The 21,926-nt window shown below is 66.4% G+C and carries 23 protein-coding genes; all 23 read left to right on the top strand.

Going from position 1 to position 21,926, the window contains the following annotated elements; genetic code table 11:
* The first annotated feature begins 134 nt into the window (after positions 1–134).
* The 23 genes from rplK to rplX all read left to right on the top strand — a co-directional run bounded on the left by rplK (position 135) and on the right by rplX (position 21,926).
* The gene (gene rplK, locus CKO41_RS04390) at positions 135–569 is read left to right on the top strand and encodes a 50S ribosomal protein L11 (protein WP_200253120.1); all 435 of its coding nucleotides are present in this window, start codon (positions 135–137) and stop codon (positions 567–569) included.
* Positions 569–1,264 carry a 50S ribosomal protein L1 gene (gene rplA, locus CKO41_RS04385; RefSeq protein ID WP_200381362.1) on the top strand — a complete coding sequence of 232 codons (696 nt, stop codon included), beginning with the start codon at positions 569–571 and terminating at the stop codon, positions 1,262–1,264. The genes rplK and rplA overlap by 1 nt, the downstream gene beginning before the upstream one ends.
* Positions 1,265–1,672: 408 nt before the next feature.
* A complete protein-coding gene (gene rplJ / locus CKO41_RS04380) occupies positions 1,673–2,200 on the top strand; it encodes a 50S ribosomal protein L10 (RefSeq protein ID WP_200253124.1) in 528 nt (175 codons plus the stop codon).
* Positions 2,201–2,251: 51 nt separating this feature from the next.
* A complete protein-coding gene (gene rplL / locus CKO41_RS04375) occupies positions 2,252–2,632 on the top strand; it encodes a 50S ribosomal protein L7/L12 (RefSeq protein ID WP_200253126.1) in 381 nt (126 codons plus the stop codon).
* A gap of 255 nt (positions 2,633–2,887) precedes the next feature.
* Entirely contained in the window at positions 2,888–7,042 is a 4,155-nt protein-coding gene (gene rpoB / locus CKO41_RS04370) for a DNA-directed RNA polymerase subunit beta (RefSeq protein WP_200253128.1), read from the top strand.
* Positions 7,043–7,088: 46 nt separating this feature from the next.
* Complete coding sequence (gene rpoC, locus CKO41_RS04365) at positions 7,089–11,306, top strand: DNA-directed RNA polymerase subunit beta' (RefSeq protein ID WP_200253130.1); 4,218 nt, start codon at positions 7,089–7,091, stop codon at positions 11,304–11,306.
* A gap of 613 nt (positions 11,307–11,919) precedes the next feature.
* Positions 11,920–12,294: a 30S ribosomal protein S12 gene (rpsL, locus tag CKO41_RS04360; RefSeq protein WP_200255281.1), complete on the top strand. Its 375-nt coding sequence runs from the start codon at positions 11,920–11,922 to the stop codon at positions 12,292–12,294.
* Positions 12,295–12,362: 68 nt separating this feature from the next.
* Positions 12,363–12,833, top strand: a complete 471-nt coding sequence (gene rpsG / locus CKO41_RS04355; RefSeq protein WP_200255283.1) for a 30S ribosomal protein S7 — start codon at positions 12,363–12,365, stop codon at positions 12,831–12,833.
* A gap of 42 nt (positions 12,834–12,875) precedes the next feature.
* Positions 12,876–14,972 (top strand): elongation factor G, encoded by a 2,097-nt coding sequence (gene fusA, locus CKO41_RS04350; protein ID WP_200255285.1) that lies wholly within the window; start codon positions 12,876–12,878, stop codon positions 14,970–14,972.
* Positions 14,973–14,996: 24 nt separating this feature from the next.
* Complete coding sequence (gene tuf / locus CKO41_RS04345) at positions 14,997–16,187, top strand: elongation factor Tu (RefSeq protein ID WP_200255275.1); 1,191 nt, start codon at positions 14,997–14,999, stop codon at positions 16,185–16,187.
* Positions 16,188–16,192: 5 nt separating this feature from the next.
* The gene (gene rpsJ, locus CKO41_RS04340) at positions 16,193–16,504 is read left to right on the top strand and encodes a 30S ribosomal protein S10 (protein ID WP_015281697.1); all 312 of its coding nucleotides are present in this window, start codon (positions 16,193–16,195) and stop codon (positions 16,502–16,504) included.
* Positions 16,505–16,515: 11 nt separating this feature from the next.
* Positions 16,516–17,166, top strand: coding sequence for a 50S ribosomal protein L3 (gene rplC / locus CKO41_RS04335; RefSeq protein ID WP_200249739.1), 651 nt, complete (start codon positions 16,516–16,518; stop codon positions 17,164–17,166).
* Between the two features lie 2 nt (positions 17,167–17,168).
* Positions 17,169–17,783, top strand: coding sequence for a 50S ribosomal protein L4 (rplD, locus tag CKO41_RS04330; RefSeq protein ID WP_200249740.1), 615 nt, complete (start codon positions 17,169–17,171; stop codon positions 17,781–17,783).
* Positions 17,780–18,076, top strand: a complete 297-nt coding sequence (gene rplW / locus CKO41_RS04325; RefSeq protein WP_200249741.1) for a 50S ribosomal protein L23 — start codon at positions 17,780–17,782, stop codon at positions 18,074–18,076. The genes rplD and rplW overlap by 4 nt, the downstream gene beginning before the upstream one ends.
* A gap of 35 nt (positions 18,077–18,111) precedes the next feature.
* The gene (rplB, locus tag CKO41_RS04320; protein WP_200381361.1) at positions 18,112–18,939 is read left to right on the top strand and encodes a 50S ribosomal protein L2; all 828 of its coding nucleotides are present in this window, start codon (positions 18,112–18,114) and stop codon (positions 18,937–18,939) included.
* 23 nt (positions 18,940–18,962) lie between these two features.
* Complete coding sequence (rpsS, locus tag CKO41_RS04315; protein WP_200249743.1) at positions 18,963–19,241, top strand: 30S ribosomal protein S19; 279 nt, start codon at positions 18,963–18,965, stop codon at positions 19,239–19,241.
* A 14-nt stretch (positions 19,242–19,255) separates the two neighbouring features.
* On the top strand, positions 19,256–19,588 hold the full coding sequence (gene rplV / locus CKO41_RS04310; protein WP_200249745.1) for a 50S ribosomal protein L22: 333 nt from the start codon (positions 19,256–19,258) through the stop codon (positions 19,586–19,588).
* A gap of 18 nt (positions 19,589–19,606) precedes the next feature.
* Complete coding sequence (gene rpsC, locus CKO41_RS04305; protein WP_200249747.1) at positions 19,607–20,284, top strand: 30S ribosomal protein S3; 678 nt, start codon at positions 19,607–19,609, stop codon at positions 20,282–20,284.
* Between the two features lie 3 nt (positions 20,285–20,287).
* Complete coding sequence (gene rplP, locus CKO41_RS04300) at positions 20,288–20,701, top strand: 50S ribosomal protein L16 (RefSeq protein WP_200249748.1); 414 nt, start codon at positions 20,288–20,290, stop codon at positions 20,699–20,701.
* Positions 20,701–20,901, top strand: coding sequence for a 50S ribosomal protein L29 (rpmC, locus tag CKO41_RS04295; protein ID WP_200249749.1), 201 nt, complete (start codon positions 20,701–20,703; stop codon positions 20,899–20,901). The genes rplP and rpmC overlap by 1 nt, the downstream gene beginning before the upstream one ends.
* On the top strand, positions 20,898–21,158 hold the full coding sequence (rpsQ, locus tag CKO41_RS04290) for a 30S ribosomal protein S17 (RefSeq protein WP_200249750.1): 261 nt from the start codon (positions 20,898–20,900) through the stop codon (positions 21,156–21,158). Before rpmC ends, rpsQ begins: the two co-directional genes overlap by 4 nt.
* 69 nt (positions 21,159–21,227) lie before the next feature.
* A complete protein-coding gene (gene rplN / locus CKO41_RS04285) occupies positions 21,228–21,596 on the top strand; it encodes a 50S ribosomal protein L14 (RefSeq protein WP_200249751.1) in 369 nt (122 codons plus the stop codon).
* Positions 21,597–21,608: 12 nt separating this feature from the next.
* Positions 21,609–21,926: a 50S ribosomal protein L24 gene (gene rplX, locus CKO41_RS04280; protein ID WP_200249752.1), complete on the top strand. Its 318-nt coding sequence runs from the start codon at positions 21,609–21,611 to the stop codon at positions 21,924–21,926.

Genomic DNA, 21,926 nt, shown 5'->3' with positions numbered 1-21,926 from the left:
GGTTCCCTCCGTGAGGGGCGGCTCGGCGATAGTCTGATTTTCCCGGTCGTTTCTCGACGAGGTATCTCCGCCGGTCGTCGGCGCGAGAGGGGAGCCGGACCCGTGTCCGGCGCTTGAACCCACGGAGTTGTCTGATGGCAAAGAAGATCACGGCTTATATCAAGCTGCAGGTGAAGGCCGGCGAGGCCACGCCGAGCCCGCCCGTCGGTCCGGCGCTCGGTCAGCACGGCGTCAACATCATGGAGTTCTGCAAGGCGTTCAACGCCAAGACGCAGAATCTGGAGAAGGGGATGCCGACGCCGGTCGTCATCACCGTCTATTCCGATCGCAGCTTCACCTTCATCACCAAGACCCCGCCGGCGTCGATCCTGTTGAAGAAGGTCACGGGCGTCGCCAAGGGCAGCCCGACACCGAACCTCAACAAGGTCGGCACGGTGACGCGGGCGCAATTGGAAGAGATCGCGCAGATCAAGATGCCCGATCTGACCGCGGCGGATCTCGACGCCGCGGTGCGCACGATCGCCGGCAGCGCGCGGGCGATGGGTCTGGTTGTCGAGGGGGGCGAGTGATGGCGAAGCTGTCGAAGCGTATCCGGGCGATCCAGGAGCGGGTCGAGCGCGGCCGGCTCTATCCGGCGGAGGAGGCCTTCGCGCTCCTCAAGGAGCTCTCGAGCGTCAAGTTCGCCGAGAGTGTCGACGTGTCGGTGAATCTCGGTGTCGACCCACGCAAGTCCGACCAGGTGGTGCGCGGCTCGACCGTGCTGCCGCACGGCATCGGCAAGCAGGTCCGCGTCGCGGTCTTCACGCAGGGCGCGAATGCCGAGGCGGCGCTCGCCGCCGGGGCCGACCGCGTCGGCATGGAGGACCTCGCCGAGGAGATGAAGGGCGGCGCGCTCGGCTACGACGTCGTCATCGCCTCCCCCGATGCGATGCGGGTCGTCGGTCAGTTGGGCAAGTTGCTCGGCCCGCGTGGCCTGATGCCGAACCCGAAGGTCGGGACGGTCACGCCGAACGTGGTCGAGGCGGTCAACAACGCCAAGGCGGGTCAGGTGCGCTACCGCACCGACAAGGCGGGCATCATCCATTGCCCGCTCGGCAAGGTCGATTTCGAGCCCGTGCGTCTGCGCGAGAACCTCGAGGCCCTGCTGGTCAGCCTGATGAAGGCGAAGCCGAGCACCTCGAAGGGCATCTACATGCGCAAGGTGACCGTGTCGACGACGATGGGTCCGGGCCTGACCGTCGATCACGGCGCGCTGAACACCTGAGCGACGCAGCACGGGGCCGCGTGCGACTCGGTTGGCGGTGTCGGCATCGCCCGACACCCTAGGCCGGGTGCGGCCCCTCTTGCTCCCGTTCTGTCACCGCGCATGTCGCGGGGCGCCCGGGAGAGATTCTTTCGGGCTCGGCGGCATGGCCGTCGGGCCGATTTCGAGGCTTTGGGGCGCCGGTCGCGAGGCCGGAGGCCGTCAAAGACCGCAGGTGCACGGCATTGCATCCGCTCGGGTGCGTGTGCCGGGCTTAAGCCGTGAGGGCCTGCGCAGACGGTGCTCCCGATTCAGGGTGACCCTGATGACGGTGCACGATCGTTGTCCGCCGCTGCGCCATCCGTGGCCGCGGCGGGAAGGACCCGCGGGCCGCGCGCCCACGGGAACCGTAATCAGGAGGTGACGACTGTGGCGCTGAATCTTGCGCAGAAAGAGGCCATCGTCGCCGAGGTCGCGGAGGTTGCGAAAAGTGCCTACTCGGCCATCGGTGCCGAGTATCGGGGTCTGAGCGTCGGACAGATGACCAACCTGCGCGTCGAGGCGCGCAAGGCCGGTGTCTATGTTCGGGTCGTGAAGAACACCCTGGCACAGCGGGCATTGGCCGATACGGACTTCGCCTGCATGCGGGACGGCTTGAAGGGGCCCCTGGTCCTGGCCTTCTCGCAGCAGGATCCGGGCTCGGCCGCCCGTGTCCTGGAGGCCTTCGCGAAGGCGAACGACAAGTTCGAGGTCAAGCTGATCGCCATCGGCGGGAAGCTCCTGGCACCGAGCGAGCTGGGCAAGCTGGCCAAGATGCCGACCTACGATGAGGCGGTCAGTCAGCTGATGGCGGTGATGAAGGCGCCGGTGCAGAAGCTCGCGGCGACCATCAACGAGGTCCCGGGCAAGCTGGTCCGCACCCTCGCCGCGGTCCGCGACGCGAAAGAGGCCGCCTAGCCGCGCGGCTCGGAATCCGACCCAACATCCTTAGAAATCTTGGAGATATCAATGGCCGTCTCGAAAGACGAAATCCTCGAAGCGATTGCCAACATGACCGTGATGGAGGTCGTCGACCTCATCAGCGCGATGGAAGAGAAGTTCGGCGTCACCGCCGCCGCGGCCGTGGCGGCCGCGCCGGCCGGTGCGGCCGGGGCCGACGCGCCGGCGGCCGAGGAGCAAACCGAGTTCAATGTTGTCCTAACCTCGTTCGGCTCGAACAAGGTCGGGGTCATCAAGACCGTGCGCGCCCTGACCGGCCTGGGCCTGAAGGAGGCCAAGGACGCCGTCGAAGGTGTCCCGACCGTGCTGAAGGAAGGCGTGTCCAAGGCCGACGCCGAAGACGCGAAGAAGCAGCTCGAAGAGGCTGGCGCTGCCGTGGAGATCAAGTAACGACGGCCTTGCATCGTCGACTTGCTGTTAGCGTTGCGCACTGGCTGGCGGCGTCTGCCGCCGGCCTTTTGCCGTTTGTGTCGGAGTAGGTAGGAGTAGGCAAGCCCGTCTCCGGGGCCGTCTCGGGAGGCAGCGGGCGTGGCCCTAGCGGCAGCGAGGGCCGTCTGGCGACGGTCCGCCGCCGATCCGACCGGGCGCCGTGTTGAGGTTGACACCGTCGCCGGATCATTTCAAGCACTTTCGAGGGATGGCAGTATGGCCTATTCGTTCACCGAGAAAAAGCGCATCCGCAAAGATTTCGGCAAACGTCCCGGTATCTTGGACGTCCCCTTCCTCCTTGCGACGCAGATCGATTCGTACCGCGATTTTCTCCAGGCCGAGGTGCCGGTGAAGAAGCGCGAGGACAAGGGCCTGCACGCGGCGTTCAAGACCGTCTTCCCGATCGAGAGCTATTCCGGCAATGCGGTGCTGGAGTACGTCAGCTATCGGCTCGGCGAGCCGGTCTTCGACGTGCGCGAGTGCCATCTGCGCGGTGCGACCTATGCGGCGCCGCTGCGCGTGCTGTTGCGCCTGGTGATCTACGACAGGGACGCGCCGGCCGGCTCCAAGGTCGTCAAGGACATCAAGGAGCAGGAGGTCTACATGGGCGAACTGCCCCTGATGACCGAGACCGGCACCTTCATCATCAACGGTACCGAGCGGGTCATCGTCTCCCAGCTGCACCGCTCGCCCGGCGTCTTCTTCGATCACGACAAGGGCAAGACGCACTCCTCCGGGAAGCTGCTCTTCTCGGCGCGCGTGATCCCCTATCGCGGTTCCTGGCTCGATTTCGAGTTCGACCCGAAGGACAACCTCTTCGTGCGCATCGACCGGCGGCGCAAGCTCCCGGCGACGGTGCTGCTGCGCGCGCTCGGCTACGACGTCGAGGAGATCCTCGCGCGCTTCTTCCAGACCGACACCTTCTTCTTCGACGGCGAGGCGACGCGCCTCGTCCTGGTGCCCGAGCGGCTGCGCGGCGAGACGGTCGGCTTCGACATCCAACTCGGCGATGAGGTCCTGGTCGAGGCCGGGCGGCGCGTGACCCAGCGCCATATCCGCGAGCTGATGAAGGCCGGCATCGACCAGCTCGAGGTGCCGAGCGACTTCCTCGTCGGGCGCGTGCTGGCGCACGCCCAGGTCGACCCCGAGACCGGCGAGGTCCTCGCCGAGGCCAACGCCGAGTTGACCCCGGAGCTCGTCGCGACGCTGCGCGTGAGGGGCGTCGAGCGCCTCGAGACCCTCTTCGTCAACGACCTGGATCAGGGCCCCTACATCTCCGAGACCCTGCGCATCGACCCGACGACCAACGAGCTCGAGGCCCAGGTCGAGATCTATCGGATGATGCGCCCGGGCGAGCCGCCGACGAAGGACGCCGCCCAGAACCTGTTCCACAACCTGTTCTTCACCGCCGATCGCTACGACCTCTCGGCGGTCGGGCGCATGAAGTTCAATCGGCGGCTCGGGCGGGAGTCCGAGGAGGGGCCGGGCATCCTCTACGACGGGCGCTACTTCAAGGACAGGTCCGACGAGCTCGCCCAGGCCCTCTACCGCGAACACGGCGAGACCTCCGACATCGTCGATGCGATGCGGGTCCTCGTCGACCTGCGCAACGGGCGGGGCACCGTCGATGACATCGACCACCTCGGCAACCGGCGCATCCGTTGCGTCGGCGAGATGGCCGAGAATCAGTTCCGCGTCGGCCTGGTCCGGGTCGAGCGTGCGGTCAAGGAACGTCTGTCGCTGGCCGAGTCCGAGGGCCTGATGCCACAGGAACTGATCAACGCCAAGCCGGTCTCGGCGGCGATCAAGGAGTTCTTCGGCTCCAGCCAGCTCTCGCAGTTCATGGACCAGAACAACCCGCTCTCGGAGGTCACCCACAAGCGGCGCGTGTCGGCGCTCGGTCCCGGCGGCCTCGCCCGGGAGCGGGCCGGCTTCGAGGTGCGCGACGTGCACCCGACCCACTACGGCCGGGTCTGCCCGATCGAGACGCCGGAAGGGCCGAACATCGGCCTGATCAACTCGCTGGCCGTCTATGCCCGCACCAACCGGTTCGGCTTCCTCGAGACCCCGTACCGCAAGGTCGAGAACGGCCAGCTGTGCGATCAGATCGACTACCTCTCGGCGATCGAGGAGGGCCATTACGTCATCGCCCAGGCCAACGCGGCCCTGGACGAGTCGGGCCGCCTGACCGACGCCCTGGTCTCGTGCCGGCACATGAACGAGTTCACGATGAAGGGGCCCGAGGAGGTCAACTACATCGACGTCTCGCCGCGCCAGATCGTGTCGGTGGCCGCCTCGCTGATCCCGTTCCTCGAGCACGACGACGCCAACCGCGCGCTGATGGGCTCGAACATGCAGCGCCAAGCCGTGCCGACGCTGTGCGCCGAGAAGCCGCTGGTCGGCACCGGCATGGAACGGGTCGTCGCCAAGGACTCCGGGGTCGTCGTCTGGGCACGCCGCGGCGGCGTGGTCGAGTCGGTCGACGCCGCGCGCATCGTCGTGCGCGTCAACGACGACGAGGCCGAGCCGGGCGTGCCGGGCGTGGACATCTACAACCTGACCAAGTACACGCGCTCGAACCAAAACACCTGCATCAACCAGCGCCCGCTGGTGAACCCGGGGGATCTGATCGCGCGCGGCGACGTGCTGGCCGACGGCCCGTCGACGGACATGGGCGAGCTGGCCCTCGGGCAGAACCTGCGCGTCGCCTTCATGCCCTGGAACGGCTACAACTTCGAGGACTCGATCCTGATCTCCGAGCGGGTCGTGCAGGAGGACCGCTTCACGAGCATCCACATCGAGGAGCTCACCTGCCTGGCGCGCGACACCAAGCTCGGCCAGGAGGAGATCTCGGGCGACATCCCGAACGTCGGCGAGGCGGCCCTGTCGAAGCTCGACGAGTCCGGCATCGTCTACATCGGTGCCGAGGTGCGCGACGGCGACATCCTGGTCGGCAAGGTCACGCCCAAGGGCGAGACCCAGCTGACCCCCGAGGAGAAGCTCCTGCGGGCGATCTTCGGCGAGAAGGCCTCGGACGTGAAGGACACCTCGTTGCGCCTGCCCTCGGGGATGGCCGGCACCGTCGTCGACGTCCAGGTCTTCACCCGCGATGGCGTCGAGAAGGACAAGCGCGCGCTGGAGATCGACGAGATGGAACTCGATCGGATCCGCAAGGACCTGGCCGATCAACAGCGCATCATGGAGAAGGACGCCTTCCAGCGCGTCGAGCGGCTGCTGCTCAACAAGGTCGCCGACGGCGGGCCGCGCGGCCTGCGCCCCGGGGCCAAGGTCACCAAGACCTATCTCGCCGAGCTCGCCCAGCAGGGCGGCAAGGACGCCTGGTTGGAGATCCGCCTGCACAGCGAGGAGGCGGCGAGCCAGCTCGAGGCCGCGGCGAACCAGATCAAGCAGGTGCGCGAGGACTTCCGCCAGCGCTACGAGGTCAAGAAGCGCAAGATCGCGAGCGGCGACGACCTCGCCCCCGGCGTGCTCAAGATGGTCAAGGTCTATGTCGCCGTGAAGCGGCGCATCCAGCCGGGCGACAAGATGGCCGGGCGCCACGGCAACAAGGGCGTCATCTCGATGATCGTCCCGGTCGAGGACATGCCCTTCTCGGCCGACGGCGAGCCGGTCGACATCGTCCTCAACCCGCTCGGCGTGCCCTCGCGCATGAACGTCGGCCAGGTCCTCGAGACCCATCTCGGCTGGGCCGCGAAGGGCCTCGGGCGCAAGATCGAACGGATGCTGCGCGCCCAAGCGGCGATCGGCGACCTGCGCGCCCTCCTCGAGCAGATCTACAACACGAGCGGTCGCACCGAGGACCTGGCGAGCTTCAGCGACGCCGAGATCCTCGAGCTGGCGCGCCACCTCACCGGTGGCGTGCCGCTCGCCACCCCGGTCTTCGACGGCGCCACCGAGGAGGAGATCAAGGCCATGCTGCGCCTCGCCGATCTCTCCGAGACCGGCCAGACCGTCCTCTACGACGGGCGCACCGGCGACCCCTTCGAGCGCGAGGTGACCGTCGGCTACATGTACATGCTCAAGCTCAACCACCTGGTCGACGACAAGATGCACGCCCGCTCTACCGGCCCCTACAGCCTGGTGACCCAGCAGCCGCTCGGCGGCAAGGCCCAGTTCGGCGGTCAGCGCTTCGGCGAGATGGAGGTCTGGGCGCTGGAGGCCTACGGCGCCGCCTACACGCTCCAGGAGATGCTCACCGTCAAGTCCGACGACGTGAACGGCCGCACCAAGATGTACAAGAACATCGTCGACGGCGATCACCGCATGGAGGCCGGCATGCCCGAGTCCTTCAACGTGCTGGTCAAGGAGATCCGCTCGTTGGCCATCAACGTCGAGCTCGAGCAGGACTGATCCCGGTCCAGCCACTGAAGGGTCAGCTCACTCAGGAGGCAAGATCTTGAAAGATCTATTGAATATCATCAGGCAGCAGGGCCAGTCGTCGGAGTTCGATGCGATCAAGATCGGTCTGGCGTCGCCGGACATGATCCGCTCCTGGTCCTACGGCGAGGTCAAGAAGCCCGAGACCATCAACTACCGGACCTTCAAGCCGGAGCGCGACGGGCTGTTCTGCGCCAAGATCTTCGGCCCGATCAGCGACTACGAGTGCCTGTGCGGCAAGTACAAGCGCCTCAAGCACCGCGGTGTGGTCTGCGAGAAGTGCGGCGTGGAGGTGACGCTCGCCAAGGTGCGCCGCGAGCGCATGGGGCACATCGAGCTCGCCAGCCCGGTCGCCCACATCTGGTTCCTGAAGTCGCTGCCCTCGCGCATCGGTCTGCTGCTCGACATGACGCTGCGCGACATCGAGCGGATCCTCTATTTCGAGTCCTTCGTCGTCGTCGACCCGGGCATGACCCCGCTTGAGCGGGGCCAGTTGCTGAGTGACGAGCAGTACCTCGACGCCCTCGAGGAGAACGGCGACGAGTTCGACGCGCGCATGGGCGCCGAGGCGGTCTTCGAGCTGCTGCGCACCATCGACATGCCGAAGGAGATTCGGCTGATGCGCGAGGAGATCGAGTCGACGAACTCCGAGACGAAGATCAAGAAGCTCGCCAAGCGCCTGAAGCTGATGGAGTCGCTGCTCGATTCGGGCAACCGCCCCGAGTGGATGATCCTGACCGTCCTACCGGTACTGCCCCCGGACCTGCGTCCGTTGGTGCCGCTCGATGGCGGGCGCTTCGCGACCTCGGACCTGAACGACCTCTATCGGCGCGTCATCAACCGCAACAACCGCCTGAAGCGCCTGCTCGATCTGGTCGCCCCGGACATCATCGTGCGCAACGAGAAGCGCATGCTCCAGGAGTCGGTCGACGCGCTGCTCGACAACGGCCGGCGCGGGCGGGCGATCACGGGGACGAACAAGCGGCCGCTGAAATCGCTCGCCGACATGATCAAGGGCAAGCAGGGGCGCTTCCGCCAGAACCTGCTCGGCAAGCGCGTCGACTACTCGGGGCGCTCGGTCATCGTCGTCGGTCCGACCCTGCGTCTGCACCAGTGCGGGCTGCCCAAGCGCATGGCGCTCGAACTCTTCAAGCCCTTCATCTTCAGCAAGCTCCAGCTGCGCGGCCTGGCCGCGACGATCAAGGCGGCGAAGAAGATGGTCGAGCGCGGCGCCCCCGAGGTCTGGGACATCCTCGAGGAGGTCATCCGCGAGCACCCGGTCATGCTCAACCGCGCCCCGACGCTGCACCGCCTCGGCATCCAGGCCTTCGAGCCGGTCCTGATCGAGGGCAAGGCGATCCAGCTGCACCCGCTCGTCTGTACGGCCTTCAACGCCGACTTCGACGGCGACCAGATGGCGGTGCACGTGCCCCTGTCGCTGGAGGCGCAGATCGAGGCGCGGGCGCTGATGATGGCCTCGAACAACATCCTCTCCCCGGCCAATGGCGAGCCGATCATCGTGCCGTCGCAAGACGTCGTCCTCGGCCTCTATTACATGACCCGCGAGCGGGTCGGGGCCAAGGGCGAGGGGGCGGTCTTCAGCGGCATCGACGAGGCGCGCCGCGCCTACGAGACCGGCAAGGCGGACCTGCATGCGCGGTGCCGCGTGCGCCTGCGCGAGGTCGTCAAGGGCGAGGACGGCGTGATGCGCGAGAATACGGCCGTGCGCGACACGACCCTCGGGCGGGCGCTGGTCTTCGCGATCGTCCCCGATGGCCTGCCGTTCGAGCTGATCGATCGGCCGCTCGGCAAGAAGCAGATCTCCCGGCTGATCAACGCCTGCTATCGCCGTCTGGGCCTGAAGGAGACGGTCGTCTTCGCCGACCAGATCATGTACCTGGGCTTCCGGATGGCGACCCGCGCCGGTGTCTCGATCGGCCTGGAGGATATGGCGGTGCCGGAGGAGAAGGCGCGCATCCTCGCCGCGGCCGAGACCCAGGTGAAGGAGATCGAGGACCAGTACGCCTCGGGCCTGGTCACCAACGGCGAGCGCTACAACAAGGTCGTCGACATCTGGTCCTACACCAACGACCAGGTGGCCAAGTCCATGATGGCCAAGCTCGGCAAGGAGACGGTGCGCGATGCCGAGGGGCGCGAGGTCCAGCAGGACTCGTTCAACTCCATTTACATGATGGCCGACTCGGGGGCGCGCGGTTCGGCGGCGCAGATCCGCCAGCTCGCCGGCATGCGCGGCCTGATGGCCAAGCCCGACGGCTCGATCATCGAGACCCCGATCACCGCGAACTTCCGCGAGGGTCTGAACGTCATCCAGTACTTCATCTCGACCCACGGCGCCCGCAAGGGCCTCGCGGATACGGCGCTCAAGACCGCCAACTCGGGGTACCTGACCCGCCGCCTGGTCGACGTCGCCCAGGACATGGTCGTCCTCGAGGAGGACTGCGGCACCGAGAAGGGCCTGTTGATGATGCCGATCATCGAGGGCGGCGACGTCGTCGAGCCGCTGCGCGAGCGGATCCTCGGGCGGGTCGCGGCGGTCGATGTCTTCCAGCCGACGAGCGGGGAGCTGGTCTGTCCGGCCGGTACCCTGCTCGATGAGGCCTGGGTCGAGCGCCTCGAGATCGCCGGCATCGACCAGGTCTACGTGCGCTCGCCGATCAGCTGCGAGTCGCGCCTCGGCGTCTGCGCCCAGTGTTACGGGCGCGATCTGGCGCGCGGCCACCGGGTCAACCTCGGCGAGGCGGTCGGCGTCATCGCCGCCCAGTCGATCGGCGAGCCGGGCACCCAGCTGACGATGCGCACCTTCCACATCGGCGGCGCGGCCTCGCGGGCGGCGGCCGTCAACAGCATCGAGATCAAGGCGGCCGGCACCGTGCGTCTGCACAACATCAAGACGGTGCAGCACCACAGCGGCAACCTGGTGGCCGTGAGCCGCTCGGGCGAACTCACCGTCGCCGACGACAAGGGCCTGGAGCGCGAGCGCTACAAGGTACCCTATGGTGCGACGCTGCGCGTCAACAGCGGCGATCAGGTCGCGGGCGGGCAGGTCGTCGCGACCTGGGACCCGCACACCCACCCGGTCATCACCGAGGTGGCCGGTCGGCTGCGCTTCGATGACTTCATCGAGGGGGTCACGGTCCATGTGCAGACCGACGAGATGACGGGCCTGAGTTCGAACGTCATCATCGATCCGAAGCAGCGCCCGACGATCGGCCGCGACCTGCGCCCGATGGTCAAGCTGGTCGATGCCGACGGGGGCGAGCTCAACATCGCCGGCACCGAGATGCCGGCCCGTTACTTCCTGCCCCCGGGGGCGATCGTCAGCGTCGGCGACGGCGCCGAGGTCGGGGTCGGCGACGTCATCGCCCGTATCCCGCAGGAATCGAGCAAGACGCGCGACATCACCGGTGGTCTGCCGCGGGTCGCGGACCTCTTCGAGGCGCGCAAGCCCAAGGAGTCCGCGCTCCTCGCCGAGGTCTCGGGTACGGTCAGCTTCGGCAAGGACACCAAGGGCAAGCAGCGTCTGGTCATCACCACCGACGATGGGGAGACCTACGAGGAGCTGATCCCCAAGTGGCGCCACGTCAACGTCTTCGAGGGCGAGCGGGTCGAGCGCGGCGAGATCATCTCCGACGGCGAACTGGCCTCCCAGGACATCCTGCGCCTGAAGGGCGTGCGGGCACTGGCCGAGTACCTGGTCAAGGAGATCCAGGACGTCTATCGTCTCCAGGGTGTCAAGATCAACGACAAGCACATCGAGGTGATCATCCGCCAGATGCTGCGCAAGGTCGAGGTGACGGACCCGGGCGACACGCGGCTGCTGCGTGGCGAGCAGGTCGAGCACACGGCGGTGCTGGTCGAGAACGAGCGGGTCGTCGCCGAGGACAAGGTGCCGGCGCAGTGGCAGCCGCTGCTGCTCGGCATCACCAAGGCGTCGCTCGCGACCGAGTCCTTCATCTCGGCGGCCTCGTTCCAGGAGACGACGCGGGTGCTCACCGAGGCGGCCGTGCGCGGCTCGACCGATCGCCTCACGGGTCTGAAGGAGAACGTCATCGTCGGGCGGTTGATCCCGGCCGGTACCGGCTTGTCCTACCACCGTGCGCGGCGCCGCCAACGTCAGGCGGAGCGGCTCGGCGAGGGGCAGGGCCGGGTGGAGATGACGGCCGCCGAGCTCGAACAGGCCCTCAAGCAGGAGTTCAATACCTCCAGCGCGGAGTAACCACCTCGGCCCCGGGGAAGCCCTGGGGCAACGGCGGCGAGCGGCACGGCCCGTAGGTCGGGTTGGGCGCGCGGGCGCGCCGGTCGCCGCGAACGAGCAGGCCGGCGTGCGCTGTAACCAGAAAGCGGCCTTGGCAGGCGCCGCGTCGTCGGTTGTCGGGTTAGCCCTGTCGGGCTAACCCGACTACGGCCCCGGCGGGAGATCGGCACGGCCGGTCGTAGGTCGGGTTAGGCTCGCTGCCACGGTGGTCGCCGCGAACGAACAGGTTGGCGCGCTGGCGCGGCGCCTGCCGAGCAGGAACAGGCCGGCGCGCGCCGTAACCCGACAGCGGCCTGGCAGGCGCCGCGTTGTCGGTCGTCGGGTTATGCCCTGATCGGTGGCAAGTATGTAGTTGACTCGGGCCTGTCAATTCCTTAAACTGCCGCGTCTTAGCTTAGCCGGCGCACTGCCGGCTTGCTTGTTTCCCGAGCCGGGCGCGCGAGCGCCTGGGCACAGCTCAAGTCAACCGTAAAGGCGATGGTCCACCGCCGAGTCGGCCGGTCCGGTGGCGCTGGATCATGTCCCTCGGTCTGGATGCCTGGATGGCGCCGCGGCGCCGGTGGAGATCGATTGCATGGCGACTATCAATCAGTTGGTGCGCAAGCCCCGCAAGCGCAGGGTGGCCAAGAGCACGGTGCCGGCGCTGGAGGCCTGTCCCCAGAAGCGCGGTGTCTGTACGCGGGTCTATACGACGACGCCGAAGAAGCCCAACTCGGCGCTGCGCAAGGTGGCCCGCGTGCGGCTGACCAATGGCTACGAGGTTGCCTCCTACATCGGCGGTGAGGGGCACAATCTCCAAGAGCACTCGGTTGTACTGATCCGCGGTGGGCGTGTCAAGGACCTGCCCGGCGTGCGCTACCACACGGTGCGCGGCACCCTCGATGCGTCGGGGGTCGAGAAGCGGCGTCAGGGTCGTTCGAAGTACGGCGCCAAGCGCCCCAAGAAGTGATCCGGTCGGTCCTCGCGCCGGGGTCGCGTTGATCGCAGTTGTCAGTATTCAGGTCGGAGCTCCCAGTCATGCCGAGAAGAAGGATTGTCGCCCGTCGCCAGATCCTGCCGGATCCCAAGCACGGTAGCCAATTGCTGGCCAAGTTCATCAATATGATGATGAAGGACGGCAAGAAGTCCACGGCCGAGCGGCTCATCTATGGTGCGTTGGATCAGGTGGCCGACAAGAAGGGCGTCGATCCCGTCGAGCTGCTCGAGCAGGCCATGGACAACGTTCGTCCGGTCGTCGAGGTCAAGTCCCGCCGTGTCGGCGGCGCGACCTACCAGGTGCCCGTCGAGGTGCGCCCCGCGCGGCGCAACTCCCTGGCGATGCGCTGGCTCATCGATGCCGCGCGCAAGCGCTCGGAGAAGTCGATGGCCCACCGTCTGGCCGGCGAGTTGATGGATGCGGCCGACGCGCGGGGCTCGGCGGTCAAGAAGAAGGAAGACACCCATCGCATGGCCGAGGCGAATCGCGCCTTCTCGCACTATCGCTGGTAGTGGATCGGTTCAGCGCGCACATCAATTAGGGCAGATATAGTCGTGGCACGTAGCACCCCCATAGAACGGTACCGGAACGTCGGCATCATGGCGCACATCGATGCGGGCAAGACCACAACGACCGAGCGCATCCTGTTCTACACCGGTGTCTCCCATAAGCTCGGGGAGGTGCACGATGGCGCGGCGACCATGGATTGGATGGAGCAGGAGCAAGAGCGCGGCATCACGATCACATCGGCGGCGACGACCTGCTTCTGGAAGGGCATGGACATGGCCCGGCCGGAGTATCGCATCAATATCATCGATACCCCGGGGCACGTCGACTTCACGATCGAGGTCGAGCGCTCGCTGCGTGTCCTCGATGGGGCCTGCGCGGTCTTCTGTGCGGTCGGTGGCGTCGAGCCCCAGTCCGAGACGGTTTGGCGCCAGGCCAACAAGTACCACGTGCCGCGGCTGGCCTTCGTCAACAAGATGGATCGCATGGGCGCGAACTTCCTGCGCGTCGTGCAGCAGGTCAAGGATCGCCTCGGCGGCAACGCGGTGCCGATCCAGTTGCCGATCGGCGCCGAGGACGCCTTCAAGGGCGTCGTCGATCTGGTGCGCATGCAGGCGATCTACTGGGACGAAGAGTCCAAGGGCATGCAGTTCGAGCTGCGCGACATCCCGGAGGACCTCGTCGAGCTGTGCGAGGAGTGGCGCGCCCACATGATCGAGGCCGCCGCCGAGGCCGACGACGAGCTGATGGAGAAGTACCTCGAGGGCGGCGAGTTGACCAACGAGGAGATCATGGCCGGTCTGCGCGCGCGCACGCTGCGCACCGAGATCGTCCCGATGCTCTGTGGCTCCGCCTTCAAGAACAAGGGCGTGCAGGCGATGCTCGATGCGGTCATCGACTACCTGCCGTCGCCGCCCGAGGTGCCGGCGATCCGTGGCGTCCTCGATGACGCGGCCGAGACCGAGGCCGAGCGCCGCGCCACCGACGAGGCGCCGTTCGCGGCCCTGGCGTTCAAGATCGCGACCGACCCCTTCGTCGGCACCCTGACCTTTTTCCGCGTCTATTCGGGCGTGCTGAGTTCGGGCGATACCGTCTACAACCCGGTCAAGAGTCGCAAGGAGCGCGTCGGGCGCATCCTCCAGATGCACTCCAACGAGCGCAAGGAGATCAAGGAGGTGCGTGCCGGCGACATCGCCGCCGCCGTCGGTCTGAAGGACGTCACGACGGGCGACACCCTCTGCGACCTCAACGCCATCATCACGCTGGAGCGGATGGAGTTTCCGGAGCCGGTCATCTCGGTGGCCGTCGAGCCGAAGACCAAGAGCGATCAGGAGAAGATGGGCATCGCGCTGTCGAAGCTCGCCCAGGAGGATCCGTCGTTCCGCGTCCATACCGACCAGGAGTCCGGCCAGACCATCATCTCCGGGATGGGCGAGCTGCACCTGGAGATCATCGTCGATCGGATGCGGCGGGAGTTCAAGGTCGAGGCGAATGTCGGTGCGCCGCAGGTCAGCTACCGCGAGACGATCCGCGCGAGCGTCGAGCAGGAAGGACGGTTCGTCCGTCAGTCCGGCGGTCGTGGTCAGTTCGGGCATGTCTATCTGCGCATCGAGCCGCAGGAGCCGGGTGCGGGTTACGAGTTCGTCAACGGGATCGTCGGCGGCGTCGTGCCGAAGGAGTACATCCCGGCGGTCGACAAGGGTATCCAAGAGGCGATGACCAACGGCATCCTCGCGGGGTTCCCGATGGTCGACATCAAGGTCACGCTGTACGACGGCTCCTACCACGAGGTCGATTCGAGCGAAATGGCGTTCAAGATCGCCGGCTCGATGGGCTTCAAGGAGGGTGCGGCCAAGGCTCGGCCGGTGCTGCTCGAGCCCATCATGAAGGTCGAGGTCGTCACTCCCGAGGACTACATGGGCGATGTCATGGGCGACCTGAACAGTCGCCGTGGGATGGTTCAGGGCATGGAGGACGCGCCGTCCGGGAAGGTCATCCGCGCCGAGGTGCCGTTGGCCGAGATGTTCGGCTACGCCACCGATCTGCGCTCGGCGACCCAGGGGCGTGCGACCTACAGCATGGAGTTCTCGAAGTACAACGAAGTGCCCGCCAGCATCGCCGAGGCGGTCGCGAAGAAACAGTAACGACTGAATTGAAGGTAGAGCCGCATGTCCAAAGGAAAATTCGAGAGAAAGAAGCCGCACGTCAATGTTGGGACGATTGGGCACGTTGACCATGGCAAGACGACGCTGACGGCGGCGATCACGCTGCACCAGGCGAAGAAGTTCGGTGGCGAGGCGCGGGCGTACGACCAGATCGACAATGCGCCGGAGGAGCGCGAGCGTGGTATCACGATCGCGACGGCGCACGTGGAATACGAGAGCGACAAGCGTCACTACGCGCACGTGGACTGCCCTGGTCACGCCGACTACGTGAAGAACATGATCACGGGTGCGGCGCAGATGGACGGTGCGATCCTGGTGGTGTCGGCGGCCGATGGTCCGATGCCGCAGACGCGCGAGCACATCCTGCTGGCGCGGCAGGTGGGCGTGCCCTACATCGTCGTGTTCTTGAACAAGGCGGACATGGTGGACGACCCGGAGCTGCTGGAGCTGGTGGAGATGGAGGTGCGCGAGCTGCTCGACAGCTACGGCTTCCCTGGCGACGACACGCCGATCATCACGGGCTCGGCGCTCAAGGCGCTGGAGGGAGACGAGAGCGAGATCGGCGGTGCGGCGATCGACAAGCTGATGGAGGCGCTCGACAGCTACATTCCGGAGCCGGAGCGTGCGATCGACGGTGCGTTCCTGATGCCGATCGAGGACGTCTTCTCGATCTCGGGTCGCGGCACGGTGGTGACGGGTCGTGTCGAGCGTGGCGTGGTGAAGGTCGGTGAAGAGGTGGCGATCGTCGGGATCCGCGACACCACGAAGACGACCTGCACGGGCGTGGAGATGTTCCGCAAGCTGCTCGATCAGGGGCAGGCGGGGGACAACATCGGTGTGCTGCTGCGCGGCACGAAGCGCGACGACGTGGAGCGTGGTCAGGTGCTGGCGAAGCCTGGGACGATCACGCCGCACACGCACTTCGAGGCCGAGGTGTACGTGCTGAGCAAGGAAGAGGGCGGGCGTCACACGCCGTTCTTCAACGGGTATCGGCCGCAGTTCTACTTCCGCACGACGGACGTGACGGGTGCCTGCGAGCTGCCCGAGGGCGTGGAGATGGTGATGCCTGGGGACAACGTGCGCATGACGGTGAAGCTGATTGCGCCGATCGCGATGGAAGAGGGCCTGCGCTTCGCGGTGCGCGAGGGTGGCCGTACCGTCGGCGCCGGCGTCGTCTCCAAGGTCATCGAGTAAACGTCATGGCGAACCAGAGAATACGTATCCGGCTCAAGGCCTTCGATCATCGCCTGATCGATCAGTCGGCGCGCGAGATCGTCGATACGGCGAAGCGCACGGGCGCCCAGGTGCGCGGTCCGGTGCCGCTGCCGTCGAAGAAGGAGCGCTTCACGGTGCTGGTCTCGCCGCACGTCAACAAGGATGCGCGCGATCAGTACGAGTTGCGGACCCACAAGCGGCTGATGGACATCGTCGACCCGACGGACAAGACCGTGGACGCGCTGATGAAGCTCGATCTGGCGGCCGGCGTCGATGTTCAGATCAGGCTGAGTTGAGGTTGACAGTCATGACGATCGGAGTAATCGGGCGTAAGGCCGGCATGACCCGGATCTTCACCGAGGAGGGTGCGACCATCCCGGTGACCGTGATCGAGGTGCAGCCGAACCGCGTCGCCCAGCTGAAGACGCAGGATCGCGACGGCTATCGCGCGCTCCAGGTCGCCGCCGGTGCGCGGCGCCCGTCGCGGGTGACCAAGCCGATGGCGGGTCACTACGCCAGCGCCGGTGTCGAGGCCGGGCAGCACCTGCACGAGTTTCGCCTCGAGGACGGTGACGCCGACCTGGAGCCCGGAGCCGAGATCTCGGTCTCGATCTTCGCGCCGGGTCAGAACGTCGACGTGCGCGGGGTCACCAAGGGTCGCGGGTTCGCCGGCGTCGTGCGTCGGCACCACTTCAGCACCCAGGACGCCACGCACGGCAACTCGCTGTCGCATCGGGCCCCCGGCTCGATCGGCCAGAATCAGAGTCCGGGCCGAGTCTGGAAGGGCAAGCGGATGGCAGGCCAGATGGGCAACGTCAATCGCTGCCAACAGAATCTCGAGGTCGTGCGGGTCGACGCCGAGCGCAACCTGCTGCTGGTGCGCGGTGGGGTGCCTGGCCCGGCCGGTGGCCGATTGGTCGTGACGCCTTCGGTGAAGGGCAAGAACAAGGGCGGATAATCATGGACCTCGCGAAACGAAGCGATACCGGGGCGGCCGAGTCCCTGCCGGTGTCGGACCGGGTATTCGGTGCCGAGTACAAGCCGGGCCTCATCCACCAGGTCGTCACGGCGTTCCTGGCGGCCGGTCGGGCTGGCACGAAGGCCCAGAAGAATCGCGCCGCCGTGCGTGGCGGCGGCGCCAAGCCCTGGCGGCAGAAGGGCACCGGCCGGGCGCGGGCGGGGACGAGCCGCAGCCCGCTGTGGCGCAGCGGCGGCGTGACCTTCGCGGCCCAGCCGCGCAACTACGCCCAGAAGGTCAACCGCAAGATGTATCAGGGCGCGGTGCGCTCGATCCTCTCCGAGTTGGTCCGTCAGGAGCGTCTGGTCGTCGTGCCGTCGTTCACGCTGGCGGCGCCGAAGACGAAGGAACTCGCCGCGCGCCTGAATGAGTTGGCGTTGAAGGACGTCCTGATCCTGATCGACGAGTTCGATGAGAATCTCATCCTGGCGTCGCGCAATCTGGTCGGTGTCGATGTGCTGCTGGCGCGCGAGGTCGACCCGGTCAGCCTGATCGCGTTCGAGCGCGTGCTCGCGACCGAGGCGGCGGTTCGCAGACTGGAGGAGCGGCTGGCATGAATAAGGAACGGTTGTCCAAGGTCCTGTTGAGCCCGGTCGTGTCCGAGAAGGCGTCGCGCGGTGCCGAGACGGCCAGCCAGTTCGCGTTTCGGGTGACGCCCGATGCGACCAAGCGCGAGATCGCCCGGGCCGTCGAGGCGATGTTCGGTGTCGCCGTCGACCGGGTGCAGGTCTTGAACGTCAAGGGCAAGGCCAAGCGGTTCGGGCGGCTTCAGGGCAAGCGCAAGGATTGGCGCAAGGCCTATGTGCGCCTGATGCCCGGTCATGACATCGACTTCGGCGGCGGCGCCTGAGCGTCGGCGCCCGCCAGCAACCTGGACGAATCAAGATGCCAATCGTAAAGACAAACCCGACCTCGGCCGGCCGGCGCTTCGTCGTCAAGGTGCAGACCCCCGAGTTGTACAAGGGCGCGCCGCATGGGCCGCTCGTCGAGAAGAAGGTCAAGCGCGGCGGCCGCAACAACGCCGGGCGGATCACGGTCCGCCATCAGGGCGGCGGTCACAAGCAGCGCTACCGGATCGTCGACTTCAAGCGCAACAAGGCTGGGGTGCCGGCGACCGTCGAGCGGCTCGAGTACGACCCGAATCGCACCGCGCACCTGGCGTTGCTGCTCTATGCCGATGGCGAGCGCGCCTACATCGTCGCGCCCAAGGGGCTTGCAGTCGGTGCCAAGGTGCAGTCCGGCGAGGACGCCCCGATCGCGCCGGGCAACTGCCTGCCGCTGCGCAACATCCCGGTCGGTACCCTGGTGCACTGCATCGAGTTGCGCCCCGGCAAGGGTGCCCAGATCGCCCGCGCAGCCGGCGGTGGCGCGCAGTTGATCGCCCGCGAGGGGAGCTACGCGACGCTGCGCCTGCGCTCGGGTGAGATGCGCAAGATCCATGTCGAGTGCCGCGCCGTGATTGGCGAGGTCGGCAACAGCGAGAACAGTCTGCGCAAGCTGGGCAAGGCCGGCGCGTCGCGCTGGCGCGGCACGCGCCCGACGGTCCGTGGTGTCGTCATGAACCCGGTCGACCACCCGCACGGCGGTGGCGAGGGCCGCACCTCCGGCGGCCGCCATCCGGTCACCCCGTGGGGCGTGCCGACGAAGGGCTACAAGACGCGCAAGAACAAGCGCACCGATCGCATGATCGTTCGCCGTCGCGGCAAGAAGTAATTCATCAAGGCGAGGTTCAGCAAGTGCCACGTTCGATTCGAAAGGGACCCTTTATCGACCACCATCTGGCCAAGAAGGTCGAGGAGGCGGTCGCGCAGAACAGCAAGCGCCCCATCAAGACCTGGTCGCGGCGCTCGATGATCCTGCCGGAGATGGTCGGGTTGACGATCGCGGTCCACAATGGCCGACAGCACGTGCCGGTCCTCGTCAACGAGAACATGATCGGCCACAAGCTCGGCGAGTTCGCGCTGACTCGGACCTTTCGGGGCCACGCCGCCGACAAGAAGGCGAAGAAGCGATAAGGGAGCATGCGGCTATGCAAGCTGAGGCCACATTGAAGCACGCGCGCATCTCCGCGCAGAAGGCCCGCCTGGTTGCCGACCAGATCCGTGGCCAGGGTGCCGAGCAGGCGCTGAACATCCTGACGTTCAGCACGAAGAAGGGTGCGGCGATCATCAAGAAGTTGCTGGAATCGGCGATCGCCAATGCCGAGAACAACGAGGGTGCGGATGTCGATGAGCTCAAGGTCGCCATCATCCATGTCGATGAGGGTCCGACCTTGAAGCGTATGCACGCGCGGGCCAAGGGGCGCGGCAACCGCATCTCCAAGCGGACGAGTCATATCCGCCTTATCGTGGCGGAAGCCTAAGCATTTCGAGAGGCCAGAATGGGGCAGAAAGTTCATCCGACGGGTATTCGGTTAGGGATAGTCAGGGATTGGCGCTCGAAGTGGTACGCCAACTCCAAGGATTATGCCGACTTCCTCAATACCGACCTGGAAATCCGTGATTTCCTGAAGAAGCGCCTGTCCCAGGCCTCGGTAAGCCATATCCAGATCGACCGGCCGGCGAAGAACGCGCACATCACGATCCATACGGCGCGCCCCGGGGTCGTCATCGGCAAGAAGGGCGAGGATATCGACGCGCTGCGCACCGAGGTCGCCAAGCGGATGGGCGTGCCGGTGCACATCAGCATCGAGGAGATCCGCAAGCCCGAACTCGACGCGCAACTGGTCGCCGAGGGCGTCGCCCAGCAACTGGAGCGCCGGATCATGTTCCGCCGTGCGATGAAGCGGGCGATCCAGAACACGATGCGACTCGGCGCCGAGGGTATCCGGGTCAATGTCGCGGGGCGCCTCAACGGGGCCGAGATCGCCCGCAGCGAATGGAGCCGCGAGGGCCGAGTGCCGTTGCATACGCTGCGTGCCGATATCGACTACGGCTTCGCCGAGGCCAAGACGACCTATGGCGTCATCGGCGTCAAGGTGTGGATCTTCAAGGGAGAGGTGTTCGGGGATCAGGTTCCCGAGGAGCCGGCCGGCAAGACCGCCGGAAAGAGGGGGTAAGCGATGCTGCAACCAAAACGCACGAAATTCCGCAAGCAGCACAAGGGCCGAAACCGCGGTCTGGCGCAGAGTGGCAATCGCGTCAGCTTTGGCGACTTCGGCCTGAAGGCCGTCGGTCGCGGGCGGCTGACGGCCCGCCAGATCGAGGCGGCGCGCCGCGCGATCACCCGCAAGGTGCGCCGCGGCGGCAAGCTCTGGATCCGCGTCTTCCCGGACAAGCCGATCTCGAAGAAGCCCCTCGAGGTCCGCATGGGCAAGGGCAAGGGCAACGTCGAGTACTGGGTCGCGCTGGTGCAACCGGGCAGCATGCTCTACGAGATCGAGGGCGTGACCGAGGAACTGGCCCGCGAGGCGTTCAAGCTGGCCGCGGCCAAGCTGCCGGTGCAGACAACATTTGAGAAACGGACGGTGCTGTGATGAAGGCCAGCGAACTGAGAAGGCACTCCCCGGAAGAGCTCGAGCGCCAACTGCTCGACCTGCTCAAGGAGCAGTTCAACCTGCGGATGCAGCAGGGCACGGGGCAGCTCACTCGGCCCTCGCAGATGAAGGCCGTGCGGCGCGACATCGCCCGGGTCAAGACTGTCATGAACGAGCTCAAGATGGGCGGTGCGCAGTGAGCGAGCAGACCAAGACGAACAAGACGCTGACCGGGCGGGTCCTCAGCAACGCGATGGACAAGACGATTACCGTGCTCGTGGAACGGCGCGTACAGCACCCGGTCTACGGCAAGTTCATGAGCCGCTCGACGAAGATCCATGCACACGACGAGGCGAATGCCTGCGACGCCGGTGATCTGGTGCGCATCGAGCAGTGCCGGCCGCTGTCGAAGACCAAGTCCTGGCGGCTGCTGGAGATCGTCGAGAAGGTGCGTTGACGCTCGGGCGTGACGCGCGTGCGGCAGGCCCTCGGGGCGGCGTGGCCAGATAAGACAGGGTAGAGAAAAATGATCCAGATGCAGACCAATCTGAGCGTCGCCGACAACAGCGGTGCCAAGCGTGTGCAGTGCATCAAGGTGCTCGGGGGTTCCCATCGGCGCTACGCCGGGATCGGCGACGTCATCAAGGTGACGGTCAAGGACGCGATCCCGCGCGGCAAGGTCAAGAAGGGCGATGTCTTCAACGCCGTCGTCGTGCGCACCCGCAAGGGCGTGCGCCGTCCGGACGGGTCGTTGATCCGTTTCGACGGCAACGCCGCGGTGCTGCTCAACAACCAGCTCCAGCCGATCGGCACCCGCATCTTCGGGCCGGTCACGAGGGAGCTGCGCGGTGAGCGCTTCATGAAGATCATCTCGCTCGCGCCAGAAGTTTTGTGAGGTCACTGGGACATGCGCAAGATCAGATCGGGCGATGACGTCATCGTCCTGACCGGGAAGGACAAGGGGAAGCGGGGCACGGTCCTCAAGGTCGTCGACGCCGAGCATTTGGTCGTCGAGAACATCAATATGGCCAAGAAGCACCAGAAGCCGAACCCGCAACGCGGCATCGCCGGCGGCATCGTCGACAAGCCGATGCCGATCCACGTCTCCAACGTGGCCCTGTACAACCCGATCAAGGGTGCCGGCGACCGGATCGGCTTCCGGGTCCTCGGGGACGGTCGTAAGGTGCGGGTGTTCAAGTCTAACGGTGAAGTGGTCGACGCCTAG

Origin of the sequence: Thiococcus pfennigii, assembly GCF_016583835.1 — a bacterium.
GTDB classification, from domain to species: domain Bacteria; phylum Pseudomonadota; class Gammaproteobacteria; order Chromatiales; family Chromatiaceae; genus Thiococcus; species Thiococcus pfennigii.
The sequence above is the reverse complement of the archived record's forward strand: the minus strand, read 5'-3'. Positions and strand labels throughout refer to the sequence as shown.